The sequence below is a fragment of the Spirosoma migulaei genome, from assembly GCF_054776855.1.
This window is the reverse complement of the sequence record NZ_BAAHBG010000033.1, coordinates 414,907-428,463: the sequence shown is the minus strand read 5'-3', so window position 1 is coordinate 428,463 and position 13,557 is coordinate 414,907. Positions and strand designations below refer to the sequence as shown.

Genomic DNA, 13,557 nt, shown 5'->3' with positions numbered 1-13,557 from the left:
AACGATTTTCTCAATGAACTTCTCCACCAAACTACTTACAACTGGCTTTATTTTCTGTACTGTGCTGGCGATCGCTCAGAAACCTAAAGCAAACAAAACAGCTACCCCAACTCCTGCCCCAGCATTCACCGTTCCGGTTCGCTTAGAGCAGGAACTGCTGCGCTTGTCAAATCTGTCTGCTGGCAAAGTGGGCATTTGTGCGGTGCATCTGGAAAGTGGGAAAACCATCACGCAAAATGGGAAAGATCACTTTCCGATGGCCAGTTCGTATAAAGTGGCCATTGCTACTCAATTGCTGACTCGCGTTGATAGTGGTAGCTTAAGTCTTGCCCAACTGGTACCAATTGTCAAAACGGATTTTCATCCGGGTAGCGGGATGCTGTCGGATCGGTTCAACTGGCCTAATTCGCCAAATTCCGACCTGTCACTATCGGTTAGAAGCTTGCTCGAATTGATGCTGTTGATCAGCGACAACAGCGCAACGGATCTTTGCCTGCGTCTGGCCGGTGGCCCCGCTGCGGTGAACGCCTGCCTGAAGCGACTGGGCATTGACGGGCTACGGGTAGATCGGCCAACGGCCTGGCTCATCGCCGACTGCGTAGGTATACCGATGGACATGAGTAAGGCCTGGTCGCCCGCCCGTTATGACTCGTTAGCGAAATTCAGTACGCCCTCAACGCGGGAAGCCAGTTATGTTGCTTTCGAGAATGACCTTCGGGATACATCGACCCCCGAAGCCATGACGTTGCTCTTAACGAAACTCTATACGCAGCCAGTTCTTAAACCCGATAGCAAAGCCTTGCTACTCGACATCATGAAGCGTTGCGAAACGGGACTGGCCCGCCTGAAAGGAGCCCTGCCACCCGACACCGAGGTGCTGCACAAAACGGGAACTATCGGCCTGACAGCCAGCGATGTGGGCATTATCACGCTACCCGGTGATGCGGGTCATGTTGCGATTTCGGTCTTTGTGAAATCATCCAAAAAAGAAGGCATTGTGCGTGAACGAACCATCGCCGAAGTCACCCGAACGATTTACGACTACTTTCTTTTTCAATGAGTTGTCCTGATGCGGACTGGTGGATTTCCAGCGAGTTTCTGTTACTAGTCTATCCAATTTTCGAGCTGAATTCCGCTCATATTGGCAAAATGTCGGGTGTTCCGTGTTACGAGCGTTAGGTCATGAACAATGGCGGTTGCACCAATAAGCAAGTCAAAATCATCTACCGTCTGTCCTGCCCGCCTGAGTGCTGTTTTTTGACGAGCATATTCATGTAAAACCCTACCAATCGAGAGAATGCGTCCACCAAAAATAGCCTGAAACTCGTCAAAATTTTCTCGGTTCCGCTGTCGTCGTTCCGGTGCGCTGTTTTCGATGCCGAATTGCTATTCGGCAACATTGATTTCCGAGAGAAAACAGGATCGCGTGCCGACATCGGCAATCTTCTGTTTGACTCCGAATTCGTTTTTTAGCGCATGCACGCAGATATTGGTATCAAGTAAATACCGGCTCATAATTGTATGTCGCGCGTGCCGAAGTGCCGGGTGCTCTGAATCATCGCATTCAATTCATCACCCGTTTCATCACCTTGCCAACTGACCCGCTCCAATAACCGTAGCTCCTCAGCTTCGCTCAGGCTGGTTTCTTCCACGTGAGTCTCCTGGGATCGTAACCCCAAGCGGTCAGCCAAGAGCTTAAAAACGACCAGATCGTTTTCGCTTTGGGTTTCAATCGTGATTGTGTGCGTCATTGGATTAGCCTAAATTACCACTCAGTAAACCGAATTTCTTTTTAACCTGTTCCCGGCTCAATGTAAAGTGATTGACTATCCTGCCCGTGGAGCACGGCAACATCAATTAGTTGCTGGAGTATTTAACTGATTCACCAATACAGTCGTTTTTTTATAGTTAATATCCCTTGACTGCCTGCTTGGTGGCCCTTGTTCTGTGCTACCTGCCGGGATTATTCATTACCGCCGAAATGAGAAACAGACAGTTTGACTAAACGTAATCCTGTTTTTGCTCTGCGGATTTGTGGTATACGGACGGGGACTCTAAAAAGCAGTGGGGCAATTCTCAGAACTGCCCCACTGCTTTTATAAACTTCTCATTACAATCTATCAATCACAACGATCCACGCCGAATCATATAAAATGGATTCTTGACTTTTATACGCTTATGGTCGAGTAACAGCGAAGCTGCCGTAAAGCCCATCGCTTCAAAGTCGGTCGTGATCACCGTGATGTTCAGGAGCTCCTTTAGCGTCGTTTCATTGAACGAAATAATCCCGATCTCATGCCCTAGCTCATAGTTTGCCTGACGTACCTTTTTCACTACTTCCGACAGATCCGTTTCCTCGATAACAACATAAGCCGTTCCTGCCTGAAGACTCTCATTTGTTGCATTCTCTTTAATGCAGAAGTCCTTTCGGTAATTGACGCAGAACGACCGAAATCCATGGGCAATTTCGGTTGGGTAGTTGCCATCGCTGGGTAGGATGAGCACCATCCGGCTGTATTTCATCAACAGGTCCTGGGCATTTTCCAGGGCTTCGCAAATATCTTTGTCAAAGTTTTGATAAACGCTCAGCGCCGAACCGGCCAGGCCCGATACGTCTTTATCGAGCAGCACCAACTCGTTAGTCGGGATCGAGTCAAGTACCTTCATGTAATCGGCTTTGTCCAGATCCTGAGTAAAATGGGGCATCACAACGTAGTAATTGTATTTGCCCAGATTCTTCTCAATGATTTCCTGAAAATGGCAGGCACTGTAATGATGAATCTGAAGATCGACGGTTGCCTTATCGCCGAGGGCTTTCAGGAATGAGTAATAAATGATTTTCTTGTACGAACTGAGTTTGTTAAAAATCAGCAGAATCTTCAGCTTAGGGGCGGCATTGGCCTGTACATAATAGCCCTTCCCCTGCACCGATGTAATGTATCCGTGCTCCCGAAGCTCCCGATACGCCTTCTCAACGGTATCACGCGCCAGGTAATACTCAACACTTAATTCGCTGATGGAGGGGAGTTGTTCATTATTTTTCAGTACACCCCGCTCAATGTCGGTAATTACCGACTGAACAATCTGCTTATACTTAGGCGTCTTATCTTTCGGGTTAAACTGAAGTTTATAAAGCGGAACCGACGGGCTGCAATTCACGTCAGCAAATCCGTATGTCTGCCGACGTCCCTGAACCGAAGAAGAAAGTTTCGCTATCATAATTAGTAGTGATTTCTGTATTATTTTGTGATGACCTCATCATTATTGAGGGTATCCTAGTACTAATGACCTTTATAAGTTTCTAAAAAATACTAGACATAAAGAAGAAAATATCCGATTATTTTTATGCAAACGTTACCGGTAACGTTGCCGAGACATAGGTCAATCTAGTTTTGTCACAAAAAATGGAGCCAAAAACGAAAGTAAAGGCGGATTGACAGGTAAATCGGGTAAGCGTAGATGTTTTTATTTTTTGTATTTATCAAAGTAATAAGCGCTAATCAAACAGTCTGGATAGAGCTCATTATCGCCGTAAAACTAATCAATTTACGGGCTATGACGCTTGTATCAGGTATAGGATAAGTTTAAGTTGACTTACTAGCGGCACAGGTTGTGTCTCTTTTTTAGAGAGAATTAACAGGACTGATTTAACTAAAAATCTTGTTAATCCTGCAATCCTGTTTAAAAAATAAGCTTGTTCTACACTCTTTTAGTCGTTTATTAATCAGGCAATAGGAGAGTACAGGAAAGATTAGGAATAAGAAAGAACCTACTTTTGTAAGACGATCTGGTACGAACTCAGCAAGGCACATAGTTAGCCTGAATCTATATGAAAGTTGGTTTATTTATTCCCTGTTACATTGACCAGTTTTACCCGCAGGTAGCTATTGCTACGCTGAAATTGTTGGAAAAAGTAGGATGCGACGTAGAGTACCCGCTCCAACAAACTTGCTGCGGCCAGCCGATGGCTAACTCAGGCTATGCACATCTCACAGGCGGTTGTAATGATAATTTCGTGAGCAACTTTGCCGGATACGACTACATTGTTTCGCCATCGGGAAGCTGTACGCTGCACATCAAACACCATCTGCATGCAACCAACGAAACGGCAGCAACGCAAATCCGATCGCGGATTTACGAGCTTACCGAGTTCCTGACCGATGTGGTGAAGGTATCGACTCTGGAAGCTACATTTCCTTATCGTGTTGGTTTGCACCAGAGCTGCCACGGGCAACGGGGATTGCATCTGGCGCAGATGTCAGAGCTTGTGGCTCCGCCATTTTCCAAGCCGGTGCAATTACTCAATCTGGTGAAGGACCTGGAGTTGATCCAGCTTGACCGGCGCGACGAGTGCTGCGGATTCGGCGGTACGTTCTGCGTGACCGAAGAAGCGGTATCGGCCAAAATGGGGAAAGATCGTGTAGCCGATCATCTTCGGCATGGTGTTCATTACATTACCGGCGTAGATGTGTCCTGCCTGATGCATTTGGAAGGCATCCTGAAACGGGCAAACTCCAACGTTCAGGTCAAACACATTGCTGAAATTCTAACCGCTACCTTGTAAACGAGCTTAACTCCATGAGTCAACTTACTCTAGATCACGCCAGTGCTTCCGTTGAGTTCAACAAAAACGAACCCCGGGTCGATTGGCACGATGAAACGCTTTGGTTTGTTCGTACCAAACGCGACCGTGCTGTAGCGCAGATACCCGAGTGGGAGCAGTTGCGGGAAGCAGCCTCGCAGATTAAAAATCACGTGCTGTCAAACATGCACGATTTACTGGTTCAGTTTGAAGAGAATGCCAAACAAAACGGTATTACGGTGCACTGGGCGGCTGATGGAGCCGAACACAATGCCATCATTCACGGCCTGATCCAGAAAGCAGGGGCCACCCGAATGGTCAAATCGAAGTCGATGCTGACCGAGGAGTGTCACCTCAACGACTACCTGACCCAGCACGGCATTGAGGTAATCGACAGCGATTTAGGCGAACGGATTGTGCAGATGCGCAAGGAGCCGCCTTCGCATATTGTGCTGCCCGCCATCCACCTCACGAAAGCCGATGTAGGCGAAACCTTTCATGAACATCTGGGCACGGAAAAAGGAGCTACCGATCCCCAATACCTTACCGAAGCCGCTCGCCAACACCTGCGCGAGACGTTCCTGACCCGAAAAGTAGCCCTGACTGGGGTTAACTTCGCTATTGCCGAAACGGGTGGATTTGTGGTCTGCACCAACGAAGGAAACGCGGATATGGGTGCGCACCTGGCCGATGTACACATTGCGGCCATGGGTTTTGAAAAAATCATACCGCGCGCGGAGCATCTGGGTGTCTACCTTCGTTTGCTGGCTCGCTCTGCAACGGGCCAGCCCATTACGACTTTTTCCAGCCATTTTCATCGCCCGCGCCCGGGTCAGGAAATGCACATTGTGATTGTTGACAATGGCCGCAGTCGCCAGTTGGGCAGACCCGATTTTCGGAACTCGCTCAAGTGTATCCGGTGCGCGGCCTGCATGAACACCTGCCCCGTTTACCGGCGGTCGGGTGGGCACAGCTACCACAGCGCCGTTGCGGGACCCATTGGTTCCATTCTGGCCCCCAACCTGGACATGAAACAGAACGCCGATCTACCTTTTGCTTCGACGCTTTGTGGATCGTGTTCCAATGTGTGTCCGGTGAAGATTGATATTCACGACCAATTGTACAAATGGCGGCAGGTGCTGATGCAGGAAGGTTACGGGCCAACGGCAAAAACGGTATCGATGAAGGCAATGGCTACCGTGCTGGAATCGCCCCGCTTGTACCGGATGGCGGGTAAAATTGGGCGGGGTGTCCTGCGTTTTGCCCCCGTTACCGTCGAAAATCGCTTTAATCCGTGGTACAATCAACGTGAAATGCCCGAACCGCCAGCCGAAAGTTTCCGCGACTGGTACGTTAATCATAAAAAGTCATGACCACCCGCGAACGCATCTTAAACAGCATTCAGGCAAATCAGCCCTCGCTCCTACCTTTACCCGAGCAGTTTACCTTTACGTCCTCGTTCCCGGATCTGACGAAGCAATTCAGTGATTCATTGGCGTTTGTTGGCGGTATGGCGGTGGTTGTACCCGATCACAAAACCATTGAAGCTCATTTGAAGGAGCATTACCCAGGTATGACCAGTGTAGCGACAACCTGCCCTGAACTGGCGCATCTGGCCGATAGAGGTCTGGATGTTGGCGATCCACATGAGCTGGCCAGCCTGAACCTGACGATTATTGAAGGCCCGCTGGCCGTTGCCGAAAATGCTGCCATCTGGGTGGACGAACGGCAGTTGCCCCACCGAGTTGTACCAATGATTACCCAGTACTTAGCCATTATCATCCGGCAATCGACTATTGTACCAAACATGCACGATGCATATAAGAAGCTCAAAGTCAATGAGACGGGATTCGGTACGTTTATCAGTGGCCCTTCCAAAACCGCCGATATTGAGCAAAGCCTGGTAATTGGAGCCCACGGCGCCCGATCGCTGATTGTGTATGTTCTACCCTGATAGCTAGTATAGTACAACATTCACGTTAGCCTTGACTTCCTCCGACGCTATTTCTACCTACCAGCCCACGTTATTTTCGATTGCCTATCGAATGACCGGGGAAGTAATGGTTAGTGAAGATATTGTTCAGGATGTCTTCATAAAGTGGATGAGTCGGCCGTCGGATGCCATTCAGGATGACAAAGCCTACCTGGCTAAAAGTGTCATAAACGCGTCACTTAATTACCTGGCGCAGGTAAAACGGCATCGGGAAGCGTATAAAGGCGTCTGGCTACCGGAGCCCGTTTTGGCCGACAGTCACGTTAGTGACGCCAAACTGGACATTTCGTACGGATTCATGCTCTTGCTGGAAAAACTGTCGCCCCTGGAGCGAGCCGTTTTCGTGCTCAAGGAAAGCTTCGATTTTGGGTATCCCGAATTAGCTCAGTTGTTCGATACAACGGACGTTAATTGTCGGCAACTTTACCGACGGGCGAACGAAAAAATCGCGGGAGCTAACCGCCGTTTTGTTATCGATCCAACTCAGCAACAGGCACTTCTGGATGCCTTTTCCAAAGCCAGCGAAACGGGTAATATCGACCTATTGATCCAATTACTCAAAGCAGATGTAGCCGTTTACTCGGATGGAGGTGGCAAGATTTCGGCCGCCCTCAAACCACTGGTCGGTTCAGCTATCGTTGAACAGTTTCTGCGATCACTCACCACTAAGCAACGGGATAAATTGCTTGTCCGGCCAACCCTGGTCAATGGTGAGCTGGGTTTAGTATTCAGCCAAAAGGATACCCAACTACTTGATACGGTTATGGTTATCGAATCTGACCCGACCGGTATCAGTCGGCTTTATTTCATTCGTAACCCGGATAAATTAGCCCATCTCCATTAATTTTCAGGGCGCCTGTCACAAACTACGGCCCTGGTTTGTCTTGTGTGAGATTTCATCAAAAATGTTATTCTTATGCAAGTCAAGCAAGTCCGCTGGGTACCAATCACCCTTCTTTATTTAGCCATAACCAATGCGTTTCCGGGTGTGTGGGCCCTGTTCATGCCCCGTAGTTTTTATTCGTCCTTTCCTGGCTTTGGCCGGGTTTGGGTGGCCGTTGATGGTCCTTATAACGAACACCTGATCCGGGATGTAGGTGGCTTCTTTCTATCTCTTTCGGTGCTTACTTTTCTGGCCTTACTGGCTCCTCGTCTGGTAGCTGTTCGGGCCACAGCTATCTGCCTGCTGACGTTTACTACGCCCCATCTGCTGTATCATCTGATGCACTTACACATGCTTCCGCTTATTGATCAGGTCGGGAACGTAGTGGCACTATCCGCCGGAGTATTACTTCCCGTTCTGCTGTTGCTCCACAAACCTGTCCAATCTGCCCTACCCTACTCAGAATCTTCTCATGAATAAGAGCTTAGTCATCGGCGGATCGGGTGTATTGGGCTCGGCAGTTGTACATGAACTACAGAAAAGCCAGATCAACTTCCAGATCGGAAGCCGTAACCCCATCAAAACAGATTCGTATAGTACCGTCAATCAGGCATCTGTGCCCTGGACGCACACCAACCTGGCCACGGGAGACGGCCTCTCAGAAGCACTTGCCGGAGTCGATACGGTTTTTCATTTGGCTACAGGGCAGGGAAAAATTGGGCGTGAGTCAGACGAAGTTGTGTTTACCCGTAACCTGCTGAATGCAGTGAAGCAGTCAAACGTGAAGCACTTGATTTACAGTTCCATTGTGGGTGTCGACAAAATTCCCTACAGCTATTACCAGGCTAAACTCAACGCCGAAAAATTGATTCAGGCGAGCCAGGTGCCTTACACAATTTTACGCGCGACTCAATTCCACGATTTCGTCGACTTTGTACTGGGGAAACTGCTGAGCTTACCTATTGGGTTTGTCCCAAAAAAGCTATTGATTCAGCCCATTGATGTTGTAGTCGTGGCGCAGGAATTGTGTCGACTGGCTCAGGCTGGTAGCCAGCAGGCTACTCTACAACTGGGAGGACCGCAGGTGTATGATGCAGGAACACTAGCGAAACACTGGATGCAACACCGGAAGGTTTCAAAACCAATCATCCCGATTCCTGCCATTGGGGCAATTATGAAGCCTATTGAAGCGGGTCGTGCGACCTGCCCGGAAGCGGCCATCGGCACAAAAACCTGGGAAGCGTATCTAACGGAACGGTATGGCGAGTTTTAGAAGACTATCTGAAAACGAAGGCTGAAAACGAAAAAGCAACCAGAGGGATGATTAACTAGATAAGCTGGCTGTTTTTCACCCACTTGTGCGCTAACTTTACAGAGCTGCTTCATCTTTTATGACTCCTTCCTCAAACTATATGACTTCGTTATCGATACCGAAACTCCGCACGATTCCGGTTTTACTTCTCGCGATTCTCTTATCTCTGAATCTGGGATGGGCGCAACCGATCAACCAGATTTCTGCGGACAGTGTGGATGCAATTGTCCGTACCCACATGACTAATAAACACATTCAGGGAGTTTCGATCGCAATTGTCCGTCAGGGAAAGGTGATACTGGCCAAAGGGTATGGGCTGGCCAACGTCGAACTGAATGTTCCTGCGACTCCACAAAGCGTGTATGCGATTGCTTCCGTCAGCAAACAATTTCTTGCAACCGGTATTCTGATGCTGGCGCAGGAAGGTAAGCTGAAACTCGACGATGATATTCACAAATACTACCCGCAGGCTCCTCAAACCTGGCAGGGCATTACGTTACGACATTTATTGTCGCACACATCAGGAATCGTCCGGGAAGCACCCGCGTTTGACCCGGCCAAAATTCAGCCCGACTCGGTTGTGGTTCAGTCGGCGTTTCCGTTGCCTTTAGAGTTTCCGATTGGCACAAAGTGGCAATACTGTAACGTAGGCTATTTCGCGTTGGCCGATATTATCCGTAAAGTATCAGGGCAACCCTGGGCTACCTTTCTGAAACAACGGGTTTTCAGTCCATTAGGCATGACCGCCACCCGGACCACGACCCTCAGTGAAATTGTACCGAACCGGGTCGATGGCTATGAATGGGACAAAGATCATCTTCATCGGGCCATCCCTTACCGGGCATTGCGTCCCAGCGGAGCCTTTCTGTCGACGGTTCTGGATTTAGCGAAATGGGATGCTGCGTTGTACACCTCCAACTTTCTGACCGAAGCCAGTCAGAAGCAGATGCTGACACCCTTTGTGCTTAAAGACGGCACGCCCTACCCCTATGGACTAGGCTGGCGGGTTGATACGTTTCAGGGCATGCAATGGGTTCACCACGGCGGCTCGTTACCCGGCTTCCGAACGGAGTACGCCCGTTTTCCACAGAAGGGCCTATCCATTATTATCCTGACAAATGGCGAAGAAGCCAGTCCCGAAACCATAGCGAAGGAAATTGCTACCCTTTTTTTGCGATCGGGAGCAGGTAAAGTGGCTAGCGGGAAGTAAAAATTAACCGCAATGGCGCAAGGGGTGTGATGTCAGATTCTTAAATCTGACATATGAAGTTTCTCAAAACCTATTTTCGCTCAATAGGTTTTGAGAAACCTAAAACGTCGGTTATTAGTAACCGACACCACAGCAAAAGGTCGCAAAGAATATAACCTTTGCGACCTTTGCGTTAACCTTGCGCCTTTGCGTTTAAAACCCTTAAATCCTATTTCAACAACTCAGCCAGTGGCCAGACGTTCCCGTTTTTAATTGTATAGCGAACATTCATAGAATCCCGAATTTTGGTCAGCGGGTCGCCATCAACGGCAATTAAATCAGCTATTTTACCCGCTTCAATACTGCCCAGATCATTACCCACACCAGCCGCTTCGGCGGACCATAGTGTAGCGCCCCGTAATGTCTCGAAAGGCGTTACGCCCCCTTCTACCCAGTTCTGCAATTCTACCTGTAAGCTTAGTCCGTAAGGAATCAGCGGTGAGTCGGTTCCCGGTGTCATGCGTCCGCCCGCGTCGATGAATTTCTTCACATTGCTGGCCAGCGTTTTAAAATTCTCGACCGCCCCCGGCATGATCCGACGCATGGTTTGCTGCTGCGCCATCAGGTTGTTCCGGTACACCTCATTGTAAAAATGAACGTACGGCGGGTAGCTCAATAAGCTAGTATCCTTTCGGGTCTGGAACGAAAAACCGCCCTGTAAGCTCGTGGTAGGCGTCATATTCATACCCGACTTCGCGATCAGGTTCAGCACATCGGCATAGATATGGTTCGTTGAGGTCAGCTTCATCGAGAAACCCCGGCGGCTGGTGGCCGACGAATGTTCAACGCCATCGATATTGTACTTCACGGCCGGATACAGTTCGTGCGAGGTGACGGGAATCCCAATCTGGTGCGCCAGATCGGCAGCAAGTTGCTGCAAGCGGTCGGGTAAGCGGACGTAGCATTTCAGCAGATCGTAGTCCAGTCGTTTGGCCCGGTCGAGTTCCATGCGCAGTTGGGCTTCACTTCGGATGCTGGTAGCCAGCCCATAATACAGTCGATAGCCTTCGTTCAGGGTTCCAGTGAAAAACGAGCGTGGGCCCGGCCGGATACCCGCATCCCAGGACTCCCTTCGTTCAAGCGCATCGTAGGGATCGGCACCCGTTTCGCGAATACTGGTAATGCCGTGGCTCAGCCAGATACGCCCCTGTTTTTCGCCTGACAAAATGGTCTGGTGGGTGTGCATCTCCCAAAGGCCAGGCATAACGGTGAGTTTAGAGGCATCCACGAGTTTGCCCTTGCGTCCGGCTTTATGTGGCTCAATAGCCTGAATTCGGCTGCCTGCCAGAATAATGTCGACGTTCTCGCGGTACTTATTTGTCTTACCGTCGAAGAGTTTACCCGCGTGAATAATCGTGGGTTCTACAGGCAATTTCGGCTGGTAGGTCAACGTCAACGGAATAATCGAAACCTTACCCGTTGTTATGTCCATCTGCTTGAGCGAATCAATGGCCAGATAGACCAGCGTCTTCGAATCGGCGGTCCAGGTCATGTTGTCGGCCAGTGCCTTCGTACGTTGAATGGCTGGCCCCGTCTGCTTCCCTTCCGGTGTAACGGGCACCGTCCAGAGTACGCCATCGAGCACGTACGCCATCCACTTGCCATCCGGCGACCAGCTTGGGCCACTCCGTCCCCGGAAACTGATGGTCTGATTCGCCGAATCGGGTTTCATTTCCGACGCACTCCCCCCACCCTGACTGGGGATGATCAGAAACTGGTTCAGCCCTTCCCGAAACCGGCTGGAATAGATATCCAGCGCCGAGACCGCAATCTGCTTGCCATCCGGCGACCAGCTCGGTACACCGGGTCCAAAGAGTGGATCATATACTTTTTGAGGTATGGCAAAGGGTTGATCTTCTGATGTTGGGAAAGTGATGCTGTGCAACACGCTACGGCCAAAAGCGGCCCGATCGAGCATAAAGAATGCAATCCGTTTGCCATCGGGTGCAAAAATCGGGGTATTGATTTCCTCCGTACCATTCGTTAACTGGCGGTCCTGGCCCGTTTTCAAATCTCTGGCCCATAAATTAATCCCCCCTGATCGATCCGAGGTAAAGATCAGGAATCGACCGTCGGGCGAAAAACAAGGATCGGCCTCAATAAACGCATCGTTGGTTAACTTCTGTGGAACGGCTACACCAATATCCAGCCAGTATAGGTCACCAAGGGCCGAGAAAACAACGGCTTTCCCATCCGGCGAAACAACCGGTGCCCGGATACCTTTAACGGGTCGGGGCCTAGGATTATCGAGCAGGTATTTTTTGCGCGTATAGGGCTTACGGTTCAGGGCAAAAGTAGCCTGCCAGGCCAGTTTTTCGGTCTTAGCGAAATCGGCAGCCATATGCTTTATCGCGCCATCGGCGGTATACCAGATAGAACCATCGGCAGCTATGGATGGCCGAAACGGGAATACATCTTCGCGGGTTGCCGATAGTACTTTAAGGTCAGCACTGGATTTGATCTCTTTCACCACCAGCGACGTTGCGCCATCGGCTACTGCCTGTAAAATCAGCGAGCTACCATCTTTTGTCCAGGCCGGTGCCCCAAGCGTGGCGGTCGTTTTCCAGATCAATGTCTCTTTGCCCCCTTCCCAAACGTACAAGCCAGAAGCATCTGACCGGGTAGCAATATACGCAATGCGATTTCCATCGGGCGAGTAGGTTGGGGAATACTCGTTCCCTCCATTTTCTGTCAATTGGTTCAGTTCGTTCGTTTTCAGCGTAAGCACCCACAGGTTGTAACTCCCGCCCTTGTCCGATGAGAAAATCAGTTTACTTCCATCAGGAGAATAACCTGGCTCCCGATAGTCAAACTCGCCAGTGGTGTGTTTTTGTAAGTCGGACCCATCGGGTTTTATACTATAAATGTGGAAGGTGCCGTCGCGGAAGGAGGAGTAGGTAATCCGTTTCCCGTCCGGCGACCAGGCCGGTTGGTGCGCATCGTCACGAAAGTCCGTTAAGGCTTTCGCAACGCCACCTTTAGCCGACAATAGCCAGATGGTTCCCTGCATGTCCATCACAATCGACTGACCATCGGGTGAGAGCGCGGCTGCCATATTGGTCCCTTCCGAAACCGTGATGCGTAAGGAATCAGATTGGGCCTTCGACCGGACAACGCAAATTCCTAACAGGAGTAAAAGCCAGATAGACCGACTTAGTACAGAATGGATCGTCATAGACTAGGTTAGTTAGTGGTAAAAAAGAGAGAAAAAGGGGCAACTGATTTCAAAAAAATAACGGGTAGTCATTGACTTGGAATCACCTGATCACACAGAATAAGCCTATTCTATATTCGTAAAATCAATAGAAATCCTGCACGATCAAAATCGTGTAATTTTTCCATTAAAATTCATTAAAATACCTATCAATTAGTTGATTAACAGGCTAATACAAATCGACAATAGGCAATATACTGAATGGGTTTTTAAATCCAAACAGGGCTTTGTAAACCTTGGAATTTTATAGGAAGGGGAATATCAATTCAGCTATATTTCTTTTCATGTGCCACATTCTATTTACTCCACTCGTATACACTAGTA

General features: G+C 49.4%; 12 protein-coding genes. 8 read left to right on the top strand and 4 right to left on the bottom strand.

Annotated elements, in window-relative coordinates:
- Positions 1–13: 13 nt before the first annotated feature.
- Complete coding sequence (gene bla / locus ACYVGO_RS31585) at positions 14–1,060, top strand: class A beta-lactamase (protein WP_460972730.1); 1,047 nt, start codon at positions 14–16, stop codon at positions 1,058–1,060.
- Between the two features lie 44 nt (positions 1,061–1,104).
- Here the strand turns inward: bla and ACYVGO_RS31580 are convergent, their stop codons facing one another.
- The 3 genes from ACYVGO_RS31580 to ACYVGO_RS31570 all read right to left on the bottom strand — a co-directional run bounded on the left by ACYVGO_RS31580 (position 1,105) and on the right by ACYVGO_RS31570 (position 3,219).
- Complete coding sequence (locus tag ACYVGO_RS31580; RefSeq protein WP_460972817.1) at positions 1,105–1,377, bottom strand: PIN domain-containing protein; 273 nt, start codon at positions 1,375–1,377, stop codon at positions 1,105–1,107.
- A 134-nt stretch (positions 1,378–1,511) separates the two neighbouring features.
- Positions 1,512–1,751, bottom strand: a complete 240-nt coding sequence (locus ACYVGO_RS31575) for a hypothetical protein (RefSeq protein WP_460972729.1) — start codon at positions 1,749–1,751, stop codon at positions 1,512–1,514.
- 373 nt (positions 1,752–2,124) lie between these two features.
- Positions 2,125–3,219: a GntR family transcriptional regulator gene (locus ACYVGO_RS31570; RefSeq protein ID WP_142774509.1), complete on the bottom strand. Its 1,095-nt coding sequence runs from the start codon at positions 3,217–3,219 to the stop codon at positions 2,125–2,127.
- Positions 3,220–3,829: 610 nt separating this feature from the next.
- Between ACYVGO_RS31570 and ACYVGO_RS31565 the strand changes: the two genes are divergently transcribed.
- The 7 genes from ACYVGO_RS31565 to ACYVGO_RS31535 all read left to right on the top strand — a co-directional run bounded on the left by ACYVGO_RS31565 (position 3,830) and on the right by ACYVGO_RS31535 (position 9,980).
- Positions 3,830–4,564, top strand: a complete 735-nt coding sequence (locus ACYVGO_RS31565) for a (Fe-S)-binding protein (RefSeq protein WP_460972728.1) — start codon at positions 3,830–3,832, stop codon at positions 4,562–4,564.
- A 14-nt stretch (positions 4,565–4,578) separates the two neighbouring features.
- Positions 4,579–5,955: a lactate utilization protein B gene (locus ACYVGO_RS31560; protein ID WP_142774511.1), complete on the top strand. Its 1,377-nt coding sequence runs from the start codon at positions 4,579–4,581 to the stop codon at positions 5,953–5,955.
- A complete protein-coding gene (locus ACYVGO_RS31555) occupies positions 5,952–6,536 on the top strand; it encodes a LutC/YkgG family protein (protein ID WP_460972727.1) in 585 nt (194 codons plus the stop codon). Before ACYVGO_RS31560 ends, ACYVGO_RS31555 begins: the two co-directional genes overlap by 4 nt.
- 31 nt (positions 6,537–6,567) lie before the next feature.
- Positions 6,568–7,419 carry a sigma factor gene (locus ACYVGO_RS31550; protein WP_460972726.1) on the top strand — a complete coding sequence of 284 codons (852 nt, stop codon included), beginning with the start codon at positions 6,568–6,570 and terminating at the stop codon, positions 7,417–7,419.
- A 72-nt stretch (positions 7,420–7,491) separates the two neighbouring features.
- Positions 7,492–7,938 carry a hypothetical protein gene (locus tag ACYVGO_RS31545; RefSeq protein ID WP_460972725.1) on the top strand — a complete coding sequence of 149 codons (447 nt, stop codon included), beginning with the start codon at positions 7,492–7,494 and terminating at the stop codon, positions 7,936–7,938.
- Entirely contained in the window at positions 7,931–8,731 is an 801-nt protein-coding gene (locus tag ACYVGO_RS31540) for an SDR family oxidoreductase (RefSeq protein WP_460972724.1), read from the top strand. The genes ACYVGO_RS31545 and ACYVGO_RS31540 overlap by 8 nt, the downstream gene beginning before the upstream one ends.
- 139 nt (positions 8,732–8,870) lie before the next feature.
- Positions 8,871–9,980, top strand: coding sequence for a serine hydrolase domain-containing protein (locus tag ACYVGO_RS31535; protein ID WP_460972723.1), 1,110 nt, complete (start codon positions 8,871–8,873; stop codon positions 9,978–9,980).
- Positions 9,981–10,188: 208 nt separating this feature from the next.
- Here ACYVGO_RS31535 and ACYVGO_RS31530 read toward each other — a convergent pair whose 3' ends face one another.
- Positions 10,189–13,194 (bottom strand): DPP IV N-terminal domain-containing protein, encoded by a 3,006-nt coding sequence (locus ACYVGO_RS31530; RefSeq protein ID WP_460972722.1) that lies wholly within the window; start codon positions 13,192–13,194, stop codon positions 10,189–10,191.
- Between the last annotated feature and the right edge of the window lie 363 nt (positions 13,195–13,557).